Origin of the sequence: Mesorhizobium sp. M1A.T.Ca.IN.004.03.1.1 (genome assembly GCF_003997555.1) — a bacterium.
Lineage (GTDB): Bacteria > Pseudomonadota > Alphaproteobacteria > Rhizobiales > Rhizobiaceae > Mesorhizobium.
The window spans coordinates 134,040-150,633 of the sequence record NZ_RZTV01000007.1; the positions used below are offsets into that span (position 1 = coordinate 134,040).

Below are 16,594 nucleotides of genomic sequence, written 5' to 3' on the forward strand. Positions count from 1 at the left end.
CTTACTTTCCGGCGCCTTCGAACCAGGCCACCAAAAGGGCCCGTTCCTGGTCGGTTATCTGAGTGACGTTGGCGGGCGGCATGGCATGCGCGCGGCCGGCCTGGAGGTAGATCTCCCGGGCATGCTCGGCGATGCGCGCGTCGGTGTCGAGCAACACGCCCTTCGGCGCATGGTAGATTCCTTCATAGGCCGGCTCTTCGGTATGGCACATCGAGCAACGGCCGAGCACGGTGTCGCGCACGGCCGGAAAATGCGCCGAGGCGATGTAGACCTGGGCAGCGGCGGATGCGGCGGAGGTCTTGGGCTCCGCTGTCAGCACCTTGGGCACGGTCGACAGCCAGATGACGATCATGAACAGCACGGCGGCACCCAGCCAGGTCCAGGTCGGGTTGCCCTTCCTCGCGTGCACGGTGTTGAAATAGTGCCGGATCAGCACGCCGATGATGAAGACCAGCGAGGCGATGACCCAGTTGAACTGCGTGCCGAAGGCCAGCGGGTAGTGGTTCGACAGCATCAGAAACAGCACCGGCAAGGTCAGGTAGTTGTTGTGCAGCGAGCGCTGCTTGGCAATCTTGCCGTATTTCGGGTCCGGCTTGCGGCCGGCGATCAGGTCGGCGACGACGATCTTCTGGTTGGGGATGATGACCATGAAGACATTGGCCGACATGATCGTGGCGGTGATGGCGCCGAGATGCAGGAAGGCGGCGCGGCCGGTGAAGACGTGGGTCAGCCCCCAGGCGATGAAGACCAGCACGCAGTAGAGCACCAGCATCAGGCCGGTATCGCTTTTGCCGAGCGGCGAGCGGCAGAGCAGGTCGTAGACGATCCAGCCGACGCCGATCGTGGCGAGCGACAAGAGGATGCCGACGGGCACCGAGATGTTGAGCACGTTGGGGTCGATCAGGAAGAGGTCGGCGCCGGCATAGTAGACCACGCAAAGCATGGCGAAGCCCGACAGCCAGGTGGCGTAGGATTCCCATTTGAACCAGGTCAGGTGCTCCGGCATTTCGGCCGGCGCCACGAGATATTTCTGGATGTGGTAGAAGCCGCCGCCATGCACCTGCCACTCCTCGCCGAAGGCGCCGGCGGGCAGGCCGGGACGCTGGCGCAGCCCGAGATCGAGGGCGACGAAATAGAAGGACGAGCCGATCCAGGCGATGCCGGTGATGACATGCAGCCAGCGGACGGCGAAGCTCAGCCAGTCCCAGAAAATCGCAAAATCCATCATCGAGTCGCCCCTGGGAAATCGTCCCTGCCGATCAGGCGACTTTACGGTCTGGAGCGCAAACGAAAAGAGGCGGGGCGCGCGATGACTTTCAAAAAAAAATGGAAAATACTAGGGTCGTCCCACGCAGCCATTTGAGAGCCACGACCGTCGCATGGCCTATCTCGACAATATCGCCGTCTTCGTCCGCGTCGTCGAGCTCGGCAATCTGTCGGCGGCCGGGCGCGACATGCGCATCTCGCCGGCGGTCGCCTCCAATCGCATCAAGGAGTTGGAGAAGCACCTCGGCGTGCGGCTGTTCAACCGCACCACGAGGCAGCTGATGCCGACCGAGCACGGCACGGTGTTCTACACCGGCGCCAAGCAGGTGCTGGACGCGATCACCGAGGCGGAGGCCGCGGTCGCAGCACTTTCCGGCCAGCCGCGCGGCACGATCAAGGTGACGGCGCCGCTCGGCCTCGGCCGGCGGCTGATCGCCTCGGGCATTCCGGATTTCCACGACAAATACCCCGATATCGAGGTGCGGCTGAGACTCTCCGACCACAATGTCGACATCATGAAGGAAGGCATCGACGTCGCCTTCCGGCTCGGCATCATCGAGGATTCCAGCCTTCGGATGCGCGGCATCATGGAATGCGAGCGCGTGCTGGTGGCGGCGCCGAAATACCTCGACGCGCGCGGCGAGCCGGTCGAGCCGCAGGAACTGATCGGCAAGAAACATGATTGCCTGATGCTGCGCTATTCCGGCACGCGCGAATATGTCTGGACGCTGCAGACGCCGAACGGTCCGCAGAAATTCGAGGTGCATGGACCCTACGATACGGACGATGGCGATGTGCTGACAGGCTGGGCGCTGTCGGGGCGCGGCATCATCAACAAGCCGCGCTTCGAGGTCGAGCCGTTCATCCGCGACCAGCGGCTGAGAGTGATCCTGGCAAAGACGCCGCCGACGCCGGTGCAGTTCGCTGCCGTCTATCCGCACAAGAAGCTGCAGGATCCGAAGGTCCGCCTGCTGCTCGACTTCATGGCCGATCGCTGCCAGCGGCTGATCAAGGACATTCTTGCCGGCAGGTAGGGTTGGCGGGCACGCGCCTTCGCGCGGGTGACCACACTCAGTCTTCGTCCATCAGGCGGGCCGTGCCGGATACCCGGATCGAGGTGCCGGGCGTGGGCGGAATATCGGCATGCAGCCGCGAGCGCATGCCCATATCTTCGCCCTGAACGATGTCGATCGCGCCGCCATGCGGCCAGCCAATGTCGCGCAGATAGCCGGCAAAGGCGGCGGTGGCAGCGCCGGTCGCCGGATCCTCATAGACGCCGCCTGAAGCGAAGGGATTGCGCGTGTGGAAGAGACGCGGCGTTTCGGCATAGGCGAGCAGGATCGTCACCAGTCCCTCGCGCCGCATCAGGGCCCGGCCCTGTTTCAGGTCATAGGCCATGGCGGCGAGCGCCTTGCGCGACTTCAAGGCCAGCACCAGATGGTCGGCGCCGCCATGAATCAGCGCGGGCGGAATGGCGGGATCGAGATCGCCCGGCTCGTAACCGAACAGATCAAGTGTCTCGCCGGCCAGCTCCGACGGGGCCGCCCGGCTGCGCGTCGGCGGCGACTGCAGGGCGGCGGCAAAGTTGGCGCCGTCGCGAAACCCTTCGACGGTGATGGCGGCCTGGTTCAGGAGCAGCTTGAAAATTCCGCCGCCGAACCTTCTGACCAGCGCCGCGCCCAGCGCGATGGTGGCGTGGCCGCAGAACGGCACTTCCGATTCGGGCGAAAAGTAGCGGACACGCCAGCCTTCCCCTTCACGTGCGGCAAAGGCGGTCTCGGAAAAGCCGACCTCTGCAGCGACACGCTGCATGTCTGCGGCGTCGGGCAGAACCTCGCCAATCACCACGCCGGCCGGGTTGCCGCCGCTGTTGCCGTCCGAAAACGCCGCTATGCGCAAAACATCCATGTCGCTCGTCCCGTGTTCGTCATTCGTGTTCGTCAGGCGTGCAGAAAACACGGTTCAATCCGGTTTGGGAAACGAAGAAAGCGACGAGCAGCTGTGAGCATCAGTCATACCTTCGCCAGCTGTGCGCCCCTCCAGCCGATGCGGAACGAAACCCGCTCCGTCGCCGTTCTGGCGATTGGCGGCTGCACGGCCGCCCTTCGAGACCAGTCCCCAGCTTTCGCAGCGACCCAGCGCCACAGGAGCCGACCATGGACGCCATTGTCACCAAGAACGACCTCAAATCCGACGCCAAGAAGGAATCGATCGATCTTCTCAATGCCAGGCTTGCCGATGCCATCGACCTGGCGCTGGTCACCAAGCAGGCGCACTGGAACGTCAAGGGACCGCAGTTCATCGCCATCCATGAGATGCTCGACGAATTCCGCGAGGAGATCGACGGTCATGTCGACATCATCGCAGAACGCGCCGTGCAGCTCGGCGGCACCGCGCACGGCACCTCGCAGGACGTGTCGAGGGCAACGAAGCTCCAGCCCTATCCGACCGACATCCACAAGACCAAGGATCATCTGGCGGCGCTGATCGACCGCTATGCCACCGCTGCCAGGCTGGCGCGTGAGGCGATCGACGAGGCGGACGACGCCGGCGATGCCGACACCGCCGACATTTTTACCGCCTACTCGCGTTCGCTCGACAAATTGCTGTGGTTCCTCGAAGCGCATACGCAGGAAAAGGAATAGCCGGCTAGGCTCCTCCCATGGCCGGCTGAATCAGCCGGCCATCGCCTTGGGCGCGGCCGAGGCCTGGACCGCATGCGACACCAGCGCCGTCATGATTTCGGCGGCGGCGAGCGCGGCGATCACCGGCGGGCGCTTGTCCTTCACGGCATTGCCGCCGATCGGCGAGACGAGACGGTTGAACTGGGCCTCGCTGCCCTCGTCGGACTTCAGGAACCAGTTCTTGAACGTCGCCTTCTTGGTCTTCGAGCCGATCATGCCGACATAGGCGGCGTCGTCGCGCTTCAGCGCCTCGGCGACGATCAGGAAATCCAGCGCATGGTCATGGGTGAGGATGGCGAAGGCCGATCCCGCACGGGCTTCGCGCACCACCGCTTCGGGCATCGGCGTCAGCCGCGTCTCAACCGTTTCCGGCATGCCTTCCAGCGCATCGGCCCGCGTCTCGACGACCTCCACATGAATGGGCAGCAGCGCCAACGACGCGGCCAGCGCCTGGCCGACATGGCCGCCGCCAAAGACATAGACATGCGGCAGATGCGCCTCCTCGGCCTCGGCTTTGGCGATCAGTTCCTGTTCGATCCTAGCGTCAACCAAGCGGATCAGCACCTCGACGCGGCCGCCGCAGCATTGGCCGATTTCAGGACCCAGTGGAACATCCAGGGTCGCGCAGGTTTCGTCGACCTCGATGCGGGCTTCCCTCCCCCTCCAGGGCAGGGTGGCGGCGGAGCCGCCAGGTTGGGTCACCGGGGCAGTGCTCGGCGCTCGCTTGCCTTCTGAGAGCACCCCCTCTGGCCGCTTCGCGGCCATCTCGCCCTCAAGGGAGGAGAAAAGCATCTGCCGCGCCTTGTCGATCGCCATGAATTCAAGCTGGCCGCCGCCGATGGTGCCGAAAATCGCCGATGGTGAGACGAGCATGAAGGCGCCGGCTTCGCGCGGGGTCGAGCCCTTGGTGGCCGCGACCTCGACGAGCGCGGCCCGGCCGGCCTGGCCGAGAAACGCCTTCAGGCTTTGCACTTTCGAGTTCATCGTCTGCATTTCCACCCATATAGCGTTTCGCACCTCGAATTGCACGTTTTGGCCGGTTCAGGCCGGCTTTGCGGCTTCCCGCTTCAGCCTTTCGATCGCCATCAGCACCCGTTCCGGCGTCGCCGGGGCATCGAGGCGCGGGCAGATCCTGTGATCGGCGACACTCGCCACCGCGTCGGAGAGTGCATGCAGCACCGACATGCCGTGTGGCAGTGGCGGCTCGCCGACCGCCTTGGAGCGATGGATGGTCGGCTCGTAGGCCGACGACCAGTCGGTCAGCTTGACGTTGAAGATTTTTGGCCGGTCGGAAGCGAGCGGGATCTTGTAGGTCGACGGCGCATGCGTGCGCAGCCGGCCGCCGTTGTCCCACCAAAGCTCTTCCGTCGTCAGCCAGCCCATGCCCTGGATGAAGCCGCCCTCGACCTGGCCGAGGTCGATCGCGCTGTTCAGCGAGCGGCCGGCATCGTGCAGGATGTCGGTGCGCTCGACGACATATTCGCCCGTCAGCGTATCGACCGAGACTTCCGAGCAGGCCGCGCCATAGGCGTAGTAGTAGAAGGCATGGCCGCGGCCCTTGCTGCGGTCCCAATGGATCTTCGGCGTTTTGTAGAAGCCAGCCGCCGAGAGCTGGACGCGGTTCATGTAGGCTTGCTTGACCAGATCGTTGAAGGCGATTTCCTGGTTGCCGATGCGCACCCGGTTGGGCAAGAACACGACCTGGTCGAGCGGCACCTGGTATTTTTCGGCCGCGAAATCCGTCAGCCGCTTGCGGATCTGCCGAGCGGCATCCTGCGCCGCCATGCCGTTGAGGTCGGCGCCGGAAGATGCCGCCGTCGGCGAGGTGTTCGGCACCTTGGCTGTGGTGGTGGCGGTGATCTTGACCCGGTCGAGATCGATCTGGAATTCCTCGGCGACGACCTGCGCCACCTTGAGATGAAGGCCCTGGCCCATTTCGGTGCCGCCATGGTTCATATGCACCGAGCCGTCTGCATAGACATGCACCAGGGCGCCGGCCTGGTTGGCCTCGGTCTTTGTGAAGGAAATGCCGAACTTGACCGGAGTCAGCGCCAGGCCGCGCTTGATGAAGCGGCTGTTGTTGTTGAAGGCGCTGATCTCGCGCCGCCGCCGCGCGTAATTGGCGCTTTCCTCCAGCTCAGCGACGATGCGGTGGATGATGTTGTCCTCGACCTTCTGGTGATAGGGCGTGAGGCAGCGTTCGCCGATCGCATCCATCGGGTCATAAAAATTGAGCTTGCGGATTTCGAGCGGATCCTTGCCGACCGCGAAGGCCACTTCGTCGATGACGCGCTCCGCGCCGACCATGCCTTGCGGGCCGCCAAAGCCGCGGAAAGCGGTGTTCGAGACCGTGTTGGTGAAAAGCGGCGCCGATTTCGCGTGCACCGCCGGATAGAAGTAAGCGTTGTCGCAATGGAAGAGCGCCCGGTCGCCGACCGGACCGGACAGGTCGGCGGAGAAGCCGCAGCGCAGGGCATAGGTGAAATCGACGCCGAGGATGTTGCCCTCGTCGTCGAAGCCGACCTCGTAGTCGATGGCAAAATCATGCCGCTTGCCTGTGGCGGTCATGTCCTCGTCGCGGTCGAGCCTGATCTTCACCGCGCGCCCCAGCTTCTTGGCCGCGATGGCGGCTATGGCCGCGCATTGGTTGGCCTGCGTCTCCTTGCCGCCGAAGCCGCCGCCCATGCGGCGCACTTCCACCGTCACCGCATGGCTCGGCACGCCGAGCGCATGCGCAACCAGATGCTGCGTCTCGCTCGGCCCCTGCGTCGAGCAATAGACGATCACCTCGTCGTCCTCACCGGGGATCGCCAGCGAGACCTGGCCCTCGAGGTAGAAATGGTCCTGGCCGCCAAGCCACATGCGGTTCTTGATTCGGCGGGGTGCCGCCGCAATCGCCGCGGCCGCATCGCCGCGCTTCAGGATCAGCGGCGTGGTGACCTGCTTGTCCTTGACCGGGTCGAGGTCCCAGATGTCGATCACAGCCGGAAGCTCGTCATATTCGATCCTAGCCAGGCGTGCCGCGCGGCGCGCCGCCTCGCGTGTCTCAGCTACCACGGCGAAGATCGGCTGGCCGTAGAATAGCACCTTGTGCTCGGCGAGCACCGGATCGTCATGCATGTTGCTCGGCGAGACGTCGTTCTCGCCGGGCACGTCGGCACAGGTCAGCACATCGAGGACGCCTGGCGCTGCGCGCACCGCCGACAGATCGATGCTCTTCAGCATGCCGTGCGCGACCTTGGCGAGGCCAAGGCCGACATGAATCGTGCCGGCAGGCTCAGGCATGTCGTCGATATAGACGGCGGCGCCGCTGACATGCTTGTGCGCGGAATCGTGCCGCTGCTCGGTGGCGACGCCGCCGACGATTTTTTCGGCCTTGAGGTTGGGAGTGGCGTGCTTGTTCATCAGGCCGCCTCGTTGCGGGTCACTTGGAACGGCGCCCTGGTGCCGGTGGTTTCGACATAAAAGCGCAGCAAAAGATTTCTCGCCGCCAGCGCCCGATACTCGGCGGTTGCACGCATATCGGTAATTGGCGTGAAGTCTATGGCATATTCGGCCATCGCGGACTCGACACTTGCTTCGCTCCAGACTTTGCCGATAAGGGCGGTTTCAACCGCGGTCGCTCGCTTCGGCGTCGGCGCCATACCGCCATAGGCGATACGGATATCCGCCACGGTGCCGTCCTTGGCCTCGGTCAGATAGAAGGCGCCGAGGGTAGCGGTAATGTCCTCGTCGCGGCGCTTGGTGACCTTGTAGACGGCAAATTTCGTGCCCTCTGCCGGCACGGGCACATGGACGGCCTCGACGAATTCGCCGGGCTGCCGATCCTGCTTGCCATAGGCAATGAAGAAGGTTTCGAGCGGGATCGTGCGTCGGGCATTGCCCTTGCGGAGCGTGAGCCGCGCGCCGAGCGCGATCAGCGGCGGCGGCGTGTCGCCGATCGGAGAGCCGTTGGCGATGTTGCCGCCGATGGTGCCCATGTTGCGCACCTGCTCGCCGCCGATGCGGTCGACCAGCGGTCCCAAGGCCGGGATACGCCGGGAAAGCGTTGCGAAGGCTTCGCTGTAAGTCACGCCGGCGCCGATCGTAATCACGCCATCGGTCTCCGAGATCATGCGCAAGCCGTCGAGGCCGCCGATGAAGATAGCCGGCGAGATGTCGCGCATATGCTTGGTGACCCACAGCCCGACATCGGTCGAGCCGGCAACGATGGTGGCGCCAGGCTCCTTCTCGAGCACCATGGCGAAATCGTCGACGTCAGCCGGCACGATCAGCCGCTGCCTACCCGAACCGACCTCGACCCTGGCGCCGTCGCGCAGCGCTCCCAGCCGTGCGGTGATATCCTTGCGCTCCACTGCCAGCGGGTCCTTCGCCGCCTTGCCGTAGCTTGATATGGCGCGCGCCGCGCGCATGATCGCCTCGTAGCCGGTACAGCGGCAGAGATTGCCCTGCAGCGCCTTTTCGATCGCCGCGTCGGACGGATTGGGCGTCTTCATCCAGAGCGCATAGAGTGACATGACGAAACCGGGCGTGCAGAAGCCGCATTGCGAGCCATGGAAATCGACCATCGCCTGCTGCACGGGGTGAAGCTGTTCGCCATTGCCGCGCAGGTGCTCAACGGTGACGACATGCGTGCCGTCGAGCGAGCCCATGAAGCGGATGCAAGCATTGACGCTTTCATAGACCAGGCCCTCGACCGACAGCTTGCCGACCAGCACCGTGCAGGCGCCGCAATCGCCCTCGGCGCAGCCTTCCTTGGTGCCGCGCAGCGAGCGGTTCAACCGCAGCCAGTCGAGCAGGGTCGCGTCGGGGGCGATGTCGTTCAGCGCGACATCGTCGCCGTTCAGGATGAAGCGTATCTGTTTACGGGCCTTGTCGGCCATGTCTCAGCTCCCGCGATAGGTCGAGTAGCCGTAGGGCGAGATCAAGAGCGGCACATGATAATGCCGCTCCTCCGCCATGCCGAAGCGGATCGGCACGGTGTCGAGGAAAGCCGGCTCCGGCAGGCTGGCGCCCTGCCCGCGCAGATAATCGCCGGCAGCGAAGACCAGCTCGTACTCGCCGGTGCGGAAGTCGGCGCCGGCAAGCAACGGCGCGTCGCAGCGGCCGTCATCATTGGTGGTGACGGTCTTCAAATGCGTGCGGGCCTGGCCTTCGAGGCGGAAAAGCCCGATCGAAAGGCCCTTTGCCGGCCTGCCGGTCGCGGTATCGAGGACATGGGTCGTCAGACGCCCGCCATCGGCTTTCGACGTTTCTGCCACTGGCCGCCTCCCATCCCAAGTAGTCGAACGTTTTCAGGTCAATTGTGCGCCAATTAAACGCGATGCATAAGCCCCGGTCGAGCGGAGTGCGGCAAAAAGCACTTTCAAAAATTTTCGGGGGAATGCACGAGCACTCCTTTCGATATCTTCATCTCAACAGTCGGGCAGGAGCGATCATGCGTTACGAACGGGACATGCGCGGTTACGGAGCCAATCCGCCAGACCCGAAATGGCCCGGCGGCGCCTATGTCGCGGTGCAGTTCGTCGTCAATTACGAAGAAGGCGGCGAGAACTGCGTGCTGCACGGCGACAAGGCTTCCGAAGCCTTCCTATCCGAGATCGTCGGCGCCGCCCCCTGGCTCGGCCAGCGCCACTGGAACATGGAATCGATCTATGAATACGGCGCCCGCGCCGGCTTCTGGCGGCTCTACCGGCTGTTCACGCAAGCTGAGGTGCCGGTGACCTGCTACGGCGTCGCCACGGCGCTGGCACGCTCCCCCGATCAGGTCGCGGCGATGCAGGAGGCCGGCTGGGAGATCGCCTCGCACGGGCTGAAATGGATCGACTACCGCGACCATAGCGCGGAGGACGAGCGACGCGACCTCGAAGAGACGATCCGTCTGCATTACGAAGTGACCGGCGCGCGGCCGACCGGCTGGTACACCGGCCGCACTTCGGTCAACACGGTGCGACTCGTCGCCGAGGAAGGCGGCTTCGATTACGTCTCCGACACATATGACGACGAATTGCCCTACTGGTTCGACCGGGGTGGTCTGGAGAAGCCGCAGCTCATCATCCCCTACACGCTCGACGCCAACGACATGCGCTTTGCCACGCCGCAGGGCTTCAATTCGGGCGACCAGTTCTTCGCCTATCTGAAGGACAGTTTCGACACGCTCTATGCGGAGGGCAAGGCGGGGCGGCCGCGCATGATGAACATCGGCCTGCATTGCCGGCTGGTCGGCCGTCCGGGCCGCGTGGCGGCGCTGAAGCGCTTCATCGACTATGTGAAGTCGCATGACAAGGTGTGGCTGACCCGGCGCATCGATATCGCCAAACACTGGCGCGAGACGCACCCCTACCAGGCGCCGGCGCTGCGCCCGTCCCGGATGGAATTCGAGGAATTCGTGCATGCCTTCGGCGGGGTGTTCGAGCATTCGCCGTGGATCGCCGAGCGGGCCTACGAGCTGGAGCTCGGCCCGGCCCATGACAGCGCCGGCGGCCTGCACAACGCGCTCTGCCGCGTCTTCCGCGCGGCGACCGAAGCCGAGCGGCTTTCCGTGCTCAACGCCCATCCCGACCTCGCCGGCAAGCTGGCGGCGGCCAAGGGGCTGACGGCGGAATCGGCCAAGGAACAGGCCTCCGCCGGGCTCGACGCGCTGACCGACAAGGAGCGCGAGCTGTTTTCGAAGCTCAACGCCGCCTATGTCACGACCTTCGGCTTTCCCTTCATCATCGCGGTCAAGGGCAAGACCAAGGACCAGATCCTGGCGGAGTTCGAGGCGCGCATCGGCAACAGCCGCAGCAATGAATTCGACACCGCGTGCAAACAAGTCGAGCGCATCGCGCTGCTTCGGCTCAAAGACATGCTTCCAAAATAGGCTTCAACACATGGACAGGATGAACATGGCCGAGCGAACCTATTACGCGCCGCATGGCGGCCATCCCGGTCAGCACGAGCTGTTGACCGGCCGCGCCGTCTTCACCGAAGCCTATGCGGTGATCCCCAAGGGCGTGATGCAGGACATCGTCACCAGCCCGCTGCCGTTCTGGGACAAGACGAGGGCCTGGATCATCGCAAGACCGCTTTCGGGTTTCGCCGAGACCTTTTCGCAGTACATCGTCGAGGTCCTGCCCGGCGGCGGCAGCGACCGGCCTGAGCTCGACCCCGAAGCCGAGGGCGTGCTGTTCGTGGTCGAGGGCGAGCTTACGGTCTCGCTTGCCGGCAAGAACCATGTGCTTCGCCCAGGCGGCTTCGCCTTCCTCTCGCCGGGCAGCGGCTGGACGGTGCGCAATGAGAGCAGCGGTGCGGTCCGCTTCCACTGGGTCCGCAAGGCCTATGAGGCGGTCGACGGCCTCGACGTTCCGGAAGCCTTCTTCAGCAGCGACAAGGAGGTCGAGCCGAGCCCGATGCCCGGCACGGGAGGCCACTGGGCGACGACGCGCTTCGTCGACCCGGCCGACATGCGCCACGATATGCATGTCACCATCGTCACGCTCAAACCCGGCGCGGTCATCCCCTTCGCCGAGACCCATGTCATGGAGCATGGGCTCTATGTGCTCGAAGGCAAGGCAGTCTATCGCCTCAATCAGGACTGGGTCGAGGTCGAGGCCGGCGACTTCATGTGGCTGCGCGCCTTTTGCCCGCAGGCCTGCTACGCCGGCGGTCCCGGGAATTTCCGCTACCTGCTATACAAGGACGTCAACCGGCACGCCAAGCTTGGCGGCGCCCTTGGGGCTCGCGCGCGGTGACCCAAATCGTGGCCCAGCCGCTGACACGCGAAAACTTCGCGCCGTTTGGCGACGTGATCGATATGGGCGGCGAGAACCGCTACCCGATCAATGGCGGCAAGGCGATGCGCTACCACGATCTCGCCACTGCCGAGGCCACCGGGCCGAATGCCAAGGTGCTGATCTCGATGGTGCGCGGCACCCCCTACGAGATGCCTCTGAAACTGACCATGGTCGAGCGCCATCCGCTCGGCAGCCAGGCCTTCATTCCGTTGTCGCCGCGGCCATTCCTGGTTGTCGTCTGCCATGACACTCAGGACGGCCCAGGCGAGCCGCACGCCTTCATCACCGCGCCCGGGCAGGGCATCAACTACCGGCGCAACCTCTGGCACGGCGTGCTGACGCCGATCGGCGAGGAACAGGACTTCCTCATCGTCGACCGCGGCGGCGACGGCTCCAACCTCGAAGAGTGCCATTTCTCGCACCCTTACGAGATCCATCTTCCCTGAAAGCCGCCAGTTTTCCCGATGACAGACATTTCGCTGATCGACCGCCTGCTCGACGTTATCGAGCACGATATCGTGCCGAAGACCGCTGAAGGCGTTGCCCATGGCAACAAACTCTTCGGCGCCGCCATCCTGCGGAAAGACGACCGCTCGCTGGTGATTGCCGAAACCAACAACGAGATCGAAAATCCGCTCTGGCATGGCGAAATGCACTGCCTGAAGCGATTTTACGAAATGCCCAGGGCCCAGCGCGTCGACACCAGGGATGCGCTGTTCCTGGCCACGCACGAGCCCTGCTCGCTGTGCCTGTCGGCGATCACCTGGACCGGCTTCGACAATTTCTACTACCTCTTCAGCCACGAGGACTCGCGCGACAGCTTCGCCATCCCGCATGACCTGAAGATCCTGAAGGAGGTCTTCACACTCGATCCCGGCGGCTACAACGCCGAGAACGCCTATTGGAAGAGCTTTTCCATACGCCGGCTGGTGCGCGCTTTGCCCGAGGCGGAACGCAGGCGGCTGGAGGCGCGCATTGCCAAGATCTCCGCACGCTATGACGCGCTGTCCGGCACATACCAGGCGAGCAAGGCCGACAACGACATTCCGCTGAACTGACGCTTTGAACTGACGCTTATTGACCAGCCGATTTCGCCGGCTGGCCCACGACGCCTCGGCGACGGTTCCATCATGTGCCTTGCATGAAAACCGTCGCAGAATTCCCCCGCAAGGTCGTCGAATTTCCCGACATGGGCATCGTCATGCCGGATGGCTGCCGGCTGTCGGCGCGCATATGGATGCCTGAGGATGCCGGCGACAACCCGGTGCCGGCGGTCCTCGAGCATTTGCCCTACCGCAAGCGCGACGGCACCATCTTCCGCGATCAGCTGACGCATCCTTATTTCGCCGGACACGGCTATGCCTCGATCCGCGTCGACATGCGCGGCAACGGCGATTCCGAAGGGCTGATGGACGACGAATATTCCGAGCAGGAATTGCAGGACGCCTGCGACGTCATCGCCTGGGCGGCCGCGCAGCCCTGGTGCAACGGCAATGTCGGCATGATGGGCATATCCTGGGGCGGCTTCAACTGCCTGCAGGTCGCGGCAAAGCAGCCGCCGGCGCTGAAGGCGGTGATCAGCCTGTGCTCGACCGTCGACCGCTATGCCGACGACATTCACTACAAGGGCGGCTGCCTGCTGCTCGAGAATTTCGGCTGGGCCTCGACGATGCTCTCCTACTCGTCGCGGCCGCCGGATCCGGAAATCGCCGGCGGCAACCGCTGGCGCGATCTGTGGCTGAGCCGTCTGGAGAACCAGCCTTTTCTCGCGCCGCTATGGCTCAGCCACCAGCATCGCGATGCCTACTGGAAACGCGGCTCGATCTGCGAGCACTTTTCGGCCGTTAAGGCGGCAGTGCTGTCGATCGGCGGTTGGCATGACGGCTACCGCAACACGATCTCCAATCTCGTCACCAACATCCAGGCGCCGGTGAAGGGCATCGTCGGCCCCTGGATCCACAAATATCCGCATTACGCGGCACCCAATCCGGCCATCGGTTTCCTGCAGGAGGCGCTGCGCTGGTGGGACCGCTGGCTGAAGGGCGCGGCGACCGGCGTCGAGGCCGACCCGGACTACCGCGCCTATGTGATGGATAGCGTGCGTCCGGCCCGCTGGCATCCCGAACGGCCAGGCCGCTGGATTGCGGAACAGCAATGGCCCTCGCCCAACATCAAGATCAAGGCAACCGGGCTCATTCCCGAGGGCGTCGGGCCGGCAATCGTCGCCTCGCCGCAAAGTTGCGGGCTTGCCGGCGGCGAGTATTTTCCCTTCACCTTCGGTCCGGAACTGCCGGGCGACCAGCGCTCCGACGACGCGCTTTCGGTATGCTTCGACCAGGTCGAACTCGAGGAGGCGATCGACATCGTCGGCGCGCCTGAAGTCGAAGTACGGGTTGCCTCGGACCGCCGCCAGGCCAACCTCGCGGTGCGTCTCTGCGACGTGCATCCGGACGGCGCCTCGGAGCTGATCTCCTATGGCGTGCTCAACCTCACCCACCGCAACTCGCACGAGTTCCCGGAAGCGCTGGTGCCAGGCGAGACGGTCTCGGCACGCGTCGTGCTCGACCAGTGCGCCTATCGGGTGCCGGCCGGCCACCGGCTGCGGGTCGCCGTCTCGACCGCCTACTGGCCGATGATCTGGCCTTCGCCGGAGCCGGCGACGCTCGAACTGTCGGCCGCGACGCTCAAGCTGCCGCTGCGCCCGCCGGCGACGGCCGACGAGGTGTCGTTCCTCGAACCGGAAGGGGCTACGCCCTGGGCGACCGAGACGATCAGGCCGACCAATTCCGAGCGGCATATCCACCGCAACGAAAAGACCGGCGTCGTCACGCTTGCCGTAACGGACGATTTCGGCGAGGTGCGCGACCTGGAGCACGGGCTGGTCCACGGCAGCATGGTCAGGGAGACATGGGCGATCCAACCCGACGATCCCCTGTCGGCGACGGGCAGCACGCATTGGACGCAGACATTGTCGCGAAATGAATGGTCGGTGCGGACCGAGACCTTCGCCGAGATGCGCTCGGACGCGCAAGACTTCATCCTCAGCGCCAGAATCGAGGCCTATGAGGGCGAAAAACTGGTGTTCGAGCGCGATTTCAAACAGACGATTCCCCGCGCTCTCGTGTGAGAGCTGACAAGATTGGTCCAAATGCGACGCGCCATTTACGCCACGGCATGTCGCATTCGGTCTTGCTTACAGCTTTCCGTTGCGCTCATTATCCCTCACAAGAACAAGAACCGACCACATGGTCGTACCATCAGAGTGAGGAACCCATAATGACAAACGAACTCGACTATCTCAGCCGGCGCGTCGCTGCCGGAAAGCTCAGCCGCCGCGACTTCCTTGGCCGCGCCGCCGCGCTCGGCGTCACCGCGCCCTTCGCCAACTCGCTGCTTTCGAGCGCTGCCCGGGCTGCCGGCCCCGTCAAGGGCGGCACGCTGAAGGCCGGCCTAGTGGGCGGTGAATCCACCAACAGCCTCGACCCGGCCCTGATGATGACCCAGGTGCCCTTCGCCTTCGGCAAGTGCTGGGGCGAAATGATCGTCGAGCTGTCGCCCGACGGCAAGCTCGAGAACCGCATCGCCGAGGAAATCGGCTCTTCCGACGACGCCAAGGTCTGGACGCTCAAGATCCGCGACGGCATCGAATTCCACAACGGCAAGACGGTGACCGCCCAGGACGTGGCCGCCACGCTGGAGCGCCATTCGGACGAGAAGTCGAAGTCCGGCGCGCTCGGCTACATGAAGGGCATCGAGACCATCAAGGTCAACGGCAAGGAAGTGGTGCTGACCCTCAAGGAAGCCAACGCCGACCTTCCCTATCTGCTCAGCGACTATCACCTGATCGTCCAGCCGAATGGCGGCAAGGACAAACCCGACGCCGGCATCAGCGCCGGCCCTTACAAGGTCAAGGTCAACGAGCCCGGCGTGCGCCATGTCGGCGAACGCTTCGCCAACTACTGGCAGGGCGACAAGATGGGCCATGCCGACCAGGTCGAAGTCGTCGTCATCAACGACGCGACGGCGCGCACGGCGGCCCTGCAGGGCGGTCAGGTCAACATGATCAACCGCGTCGAGCCGAAGATCGTCGACCTGATCAAGCGCGTGCGGGGCGTCACCATCCGCAACCACTCCGGTCCCGGCCACTACGTGTTCATCATGCATTGCAACACGGCGCCGTTCGACAACAACGACCTCAGGATGGCGCTGAAGCTGGCGATCAACCGCGAAGAGATGCTGAACAAGGTGCTGCGCGGCTACGGCTCGCTTGGCAACGACTTCCCGATCAACGCCTCCTACCCGCTGTTCACAGAGATCGAGCAGCGCAAATACGATCCCGACAAGGCCAAGTTCCACTACAAGAAGTCGGGTCACGACGGCGCCGTGCTGCTCAGGACGTCGGACGTCGCCTTCCCCGGCGCGGTCGATGCCGCGCAGCTCTATCAGCAGAGCGCGGCCAAGGCCGGCATCAAGCTGGAAATCAAGCGCGAGCCCGGCGACGGCTACTGGAACGAAGTCTGGAACAAGCAGCCCTTCTGCGCTTCCTATTGGGGCGGCCGCTCGACGCAGGACCAAATGTACTCGACCGCCTACCTGTCGAGCGCCGACTGGAACGACACGCGGTTCAAGCGGCCGGACTTCGACAAGATGGTGCTGGCGGCGCGCGCCGAGCTCGACGAGGCCAAGCGCAAGCAGATGTACCATGACATGGCTGTGATGGTGCGTGACGAGGGCGGCTTGATTCTGCCGATGTTCAACCAGTTCATCGACGCAACTGGTCCCAAGGTCGGTGGCTGGGTGGACGATCCGCATCAGGAGCTGATGAACGGCTACGCCTTGGCGAAGTGCTGGATGGAAGCCTAAGGTCCG

General features: G+C 64.3%; 14 protein-coding genes. 8 read left to right on the forward strand and 6 right to left on the reverse strand.

The features are described from left to right. Position 1: 1 nt before the first annotated feature. Positions 2-1,228, reverse strand: a complete 1,227-nt coding sequence (locus EOD29_RS21770) for a urate hydroxylase PuuD (RefSeq protein ID WP_127247813.1) — start codon at positions 1,226-1,228, stop codon at positions 2-4. Between the two features lie 151 nt (positions 1,229-1,379). On the opposite strand from EOD29_RS21770, the gene EOD29_RS21775 reads away from it, so the two are divergent. Next, positions 1,380-2,300 (forward strand): LysR family transcriptional regulator, encoded by a 921-nt coding sequence (locus EOD29_RS21775; protein ID WP_127247815.1) that lies wholly within the window; start codon positions 1,380-1,382, stop codon positions 2,298-2,300. A 37-nt stretch (positions 2,301-2,337) separates the two neighbouring features. Here the strand turns inward: EOD29_RS21775 and EOD29_RS21780 are convergent, their stop codons facing one another. Further along, positions 2,338-3,174 carry a PhzF family phenazine biosynthesis protein gene (locus tag EOD29_RS21780; RefSeq protein ID WP_127247817.1) on the reverse strand — a complete coding sequence of 279 codons (837 nt, stop codon included), beginning with the start codon at positions 3,172-3,174 and terminating at the stop codon, positions 2,338-2,340. Between the two features lie 248 nt (positions 3,175-3,422). Here EOD29_RS21780 and dps point away from each other — a divergent pair, with 248 nt between their 5' ends. Then, positions 3,423-3,911, forward strand: coding sequence for a DNA starvation/stationary phase protection protein Dps (dps, locus tag EOD29_RS21785; protein ID WP_066995949.1), 489 nt, complete (start codon positions 3,423-3,425; stop codon positions 3,909-3,911). 30 nt (positions 3,912-3,941) lie between these two features. Here dps and xdhC read toward each other — a convergent pair whose 3' ends face one another. From xdhC to uraH, 4 genes are read right to left on the reverse strand one after another with little or no spacing between them, the layout of a single operon-like run. Continuing rightward, positions 3,942-4,934, reverse strand: coding sequence for a xanthine dehydrogenase accessory protein XdhC (xdhC, locus tag EOD29_RS21790; RefSeq protein ID WP_127247819.1), 993 nt, complete (start codon positions 4,932-4,934; stop codon positions 3,942-3,944). A gap of 57 nt (positions 4,935-4,991) precedes the next feature. Then, complete coding sequence (xdhB, locus tag EOD29_RS21795) at positions 4,992-7,355, reverse strand: xanthine dehydrogenase molybdopterin binding subunit (RefSeq protein ID WP_127247821.1); 2,364 nt, start codon at positions 7,353-7,355, stop codon at positions 4,992-4,994. After that, entirely contained in the window at positions 7,355-8,833 is a 1,479-nt protein-coding gene (gene xdhA / locus EOD29_RS21800) for a xanthine dehydrogenase small subunit (protein ID WP_127247823.1), read from the reverse strand. Before xdhA ends, xdhB begins: the two co-directional genes overlap by 1 nt. A gap of 3 nt (positions 8,834-8,836) precedes the next feature. Then, positions 8,837-9,211, reverse strand: coding sequence for a hydroxyisourate hydrolase (gene uraH, locus EOD29_RS21805; protein WP_066995957.1), 375 nt, complete (start codon positions 9,209-9,211; stop codon positions 8,837-8,839). 176 nt (positions 9,212-9,387) lie between these two features. Here uraH and puuE point away from each other — a divergent pair, with 176 nt between their 5' ends. From puuE to EOD29_RS21835, 6 genes are all read left to right on the forward strand, one after another. Continuing rightward, on the forward strand, positions 9,388-10,812 hold the full coding sequence (puuE, locus tag EOD29_RS21810; protein ID WP_127247825.1) for an allantoinase PuuE: 1,425 nt from the start codon (positions 9,388-9,390) through the stop codon (positions 10,810-10,812). 10 nt (positions 10,813-10,822) lie between these two features. Continuing rightward, a complete protein-coding gene (locus EOD29_RS21815) occupies positions 10,823-11,683 on the forward strand; it encodes a bifunctional allantoicase/(S)-ureidoglycine aminohydrolase (protein WP_127247827.1) in 861 nt (286 codons plus the stop codon). Continuing rightward, a complete protein-coding gene (locus EOD29_RS21820; protein ID WP_127247829.1) occupies positions 11,680-12,171 on the forward strand; it encodes an ureidoglycolate lyase in 492 nt (163 codons plus the stop codon). The genes EOD29_RS21815 and EOD29_RS21820 overlap by 4 nt, the downstream gene beginning before the upstream one ends. Before the next feature lie 18 nt (positions 12,172-12,189). Continuing rightward, on the forward strand, positions 12,190-12,783 hold the full coding sequence (locus EOD29_RS21825; protein WP_127247830.1) for a nucleoside deaminase: 594 nt from the start codon (positions 12,190-12,192) through the stop codon (positions 12,781-12,783). Positions 12,784-12,866: 83 nt separating this feature from the next. Beyond that, the gene (locus EOD29_RS21830) at positions 12,867-14,852 is read left to right on the forward strand and encodes a CocE/NonD family hydrolase (protein ID WP_127247832.1); all 1,986 of its coding nucleotides are present in this window, start codon (positions 12,867-12,869) and stop codon (positions 14,850-14,852) included. A 149-nt stretch (positions 14,853-15,001) separates the two neighbouring features. Beyond that, positions 15,002-16,588: an ABC transporter substrate-binding protein gene (locus EOD29_RS21835; protein ID WP_067324106.1), complete on the forward strand. Its 1,587-nt coding sequence runs from the start codon at positions 15,002-15,004 to the stop codon at positions 16,586-16,588. Positions 16,589-16,594 lie beyond the last annotated feature (6 nt).

Bases quoted from the DNA above. Each gene is read 5' to 3' on its own strand.
- EOD29_RS21770 (WP_127247813.1), bottom strand. From the start codon at position 1,228: ATGATGGATTTTGCGATTTTCTGGGACTGGCTGAGCTTCGCCGTCCGC.
- EOD29_RS21825 (WP_127247830.1), top strand. From the start codon at position 12,190: ATGACAGACATTTCGCTGATCGACCGCCTGCTCGACGTTATCGAGCAC.
- xdhB (WP_127247821.1), bottom strand. From the start codon at position 7,355: ATGAACAAGCACGCCACTCCCAACCTCAAGGCCGAAAAAATCGTCGGC.
- EOD29_RS21835 (WP_067324106.1), top strand. From the start codon at position 15,002: ATGACAAACGAACTCGACTATCTCAGCCGGCGCGTCGCTGCCGGAAAG.
- xdhA (WP_127247823.1), bottom strand. From the start codon at position 8,833: ATGGCCGACAAGGCCCGTAAACAGATACGCTTCATCCTGAACGGCGAC.
- xdhC (WP_127247819.1), bottom strand. From the start codon at position 4,934: ATGAACTCGAAAGTGCAAAGCCTGAAGGCGTTTCTCGGCCAGGCCGGC.
- dps (WP_066995949.1), top strand. From the start codon at position 3,423: ATGGACGCCATTGTCACCAAGAACGACCTCAAATCCGACGCCAAGAAG.
- EOD29_RS21780 (WP_127247817.1), bottom strand. From the start codon at position 3,174: ATGGATGTTTTGCGCATAGCGGCGTTTTCGGACGGCAACAGCGGCGGC.
- EOD29_RS21775 (WP_127247815.1), top strand. From the start codon at position 1,380: ATGGCCTATCTCGACAATATCGCCGTCTTCGTCCGCGTCGTCGAGCTC.
- puuE (WP_127247825.1), top strand. From the start codon at position 9,388: ATGCGTTACGAACGGGACATGCGCGGTTACGGAGCCAATCCGCCAGAC.
- EOD29_RS21815 (WP_127247827.1), top strand. From the start codon at position 10,823: ATGGACAGGATGAACATGGCCGAGCGAACCTATTACGCGCCGCATGGC.
- EOD29_RS21830 (WP_127247832.1), top strand. From the start codon at position 12,867: ATGAAAACCGTCGCAGAATTCCCCCGCAAGGTCGTCGAATTTCCCGAC.